The sequence below is a fragment of the Vibrio sp. 10N.222.48.A3 genome, from assembly GCF_041475345.1.
GTDB lineage: Bacteria > Pseudomonadota > Gammaproteobacteria > Enterobacterales > Vibrionaceae > Vibrio > Vibrio tasmaniensis_A.
In genome coordinates this window covers 1-1,980 of the sequence record NZ_JBFRVX010001192.1, presented here as the reverse complement: position 1 = coordinate 1,980, position 1,980 = coordinate 1, and the positions used below count along the sequence as shown (strand labels likewise).

Annotated in this window: 1 protein-coding gene; it reads left to right on the top strand. The window is 42.0% G+C overall.

Features of this window, described 5'->3' with window-relative positions; genetic code table 11:
• Positions 1 to 130 precede the first annotated feature (130 nt).
• Complete coding sequence (locus tag AB4653_RS24955) at positions 131 to 1,315, top strand: NnrS family protein (RefSeq protein WP_009848693.1); 1,185 nt, start codon at positions 131 to 133, stop codon at positions 1,313 to 1,315.
• Positions 1,316 to 1,980: the final 665 nt, after the last annotated feature.

Here is a 1,980-nt window from a genome sequence, read left to right as displayed (position 1 = left end):
GTTTTTACAAATGCTTAGACGCTTATAGCTTGCAAGATCTCCTCGGCGAAGGGCACAGCTACAAACTAGGGCAACTTTTGGCGGTTGACGTTATTTAAGTAAGTTTTGTTTACTCACTAGGTTTACGATGATGAAAGATTTAAATCAACCCCCTAACAATGGCGTTTCAATGACGGCATTTTTTGAGCTCGCGTTTCGACCGTTTTTTTTGTTTGCATCACTTTTTAGCGTTGCAGCTCTAGTTGGTTGGGCCGCGTTTTGGAATGGTAGCGCAACTCTGAATGTTTATGGCGGAGCAATGTGGTGGCATATTCATGAAATGTTATTTGGCTTTGCAGCTACTGTCGTGGTTGGCTTTTTACTGACGGCCGTACAAAACTGGACGGGTGTCCGTAGTATTAACGGACGCGGGTTAATGATACTTCTGGTTATCTGGCTGTGTGCGAGAATAGCCATGTTCCTACCTAATGCCTTTAGCCCTTGGTTGGTGGCTGGGCTCGATTTACTGTTTTTGCCTGTCGCTGTCATTTATCTTGCTCACAATATTGTCAGTGTGAAACTTTGGCGAAATCTATTGTTCGTTCCCATTTTGCTGCTAATGACTTTTGCCAATGCGGCGATGCACTATGGTGTTCTATTTCAGCAGCCAATCTTAATTTCACAAGCTAGCACAAGCATGGTGCTGTTGGTGACTCTAGTCATGTGCATTATGGGTGGACGAGTCTTTCCTATGTTTACCGCGAATGGCACACAGACACCACGAACCCCTGCATTACCATGGCTTGAAAAGCTGAGCATCGTGAGCACGATTTTCGCCGTTGTGTTGAGCTTTCAGATACTTCCAGTTCCACAAGATATCGTTGCTAGCGTGTTTATTGTCAGTGGCCTGGCAAATGCGGTTAGGGCGGTAAGGTGGAAAATATGGGTCGCTTTTAAGACTCCTCTTGTGTGGTCTTTACACTTAAGCTACTGGGCCATTTCGTTAGGATTGGTCTTGTATGGCGTTTCGATCATTTCGTCATTGGTCACACAATCACAAGCGATTCATGCCTTAACCGTGGGTGGAATGGGGGTGATGATCTTATCAATGATCTCACGCGTCTCTCTAGGACATACAGGTCGAGCTATTGCGATTGGTAAAATAATGACTGCGGCGTTAATTGCCATTGTTTTTGCCTTTATTGTTCGAGTATTTGGTGGATACTTTACCAATAATATTGTCTCTATCATCACCTTATCGAGTGCTCTGTGGGTTGTCGCGTACAGTTGTTTCGTTGTGTTGTACTTACCAATTTTAATAAAACCAAGGGCTTAAATACCTCAAGACACCAAGCAGCCAATTTGGCTAATATTAAAGTTGCATTTAAAATACATCTTTAATATTATGACCTTAATGAGTTACTTAAATACAATCAAAGAGAGCATAATTATGAGCTGTTGTGGCGGATGTGGTGGTTCAAACCACGAAGAAAAAGCAAATGAAGCTGAACAAAAAAAACAAGCAGAGCAGCAAGATACTAAGCAAGAAAACGCTTAATTAGATCTGCACTCAAGCCAAATTTAAAAATCCAGAGACTTCGATGAAGCCTCTGGATTTTTTTATCGTTATGTATTCACAATGAGAACCTGAAGAAACCTAGGGCACTATTCCAATAAACATCCCCCAATTCTTCAAGTTACTTGGTCATGCATTGGTGGCGTAGGTCTACATGTTTATTGGCAGGGATGTTTTGTTGCAACAGTGACGTCGAATTTCGATAGGTTTTAAAGGTAAAGAGTCAGTTACCTATGCTATATGTTTAAATACAACAGAGCGGTAATAGGCTTGAAGTTGCCGTGATAAACAGGTTTAAGTCAGATTCCGATAGTTAAGGACTTTGACTGGTTGACTAACTGACTCTTAGATTCGATTAACTTTACGCTAGATGCAAAAAAGCCGCTGATTTCTCAGCGGCTTTCTTAAATGTGGTGGAGGGATAG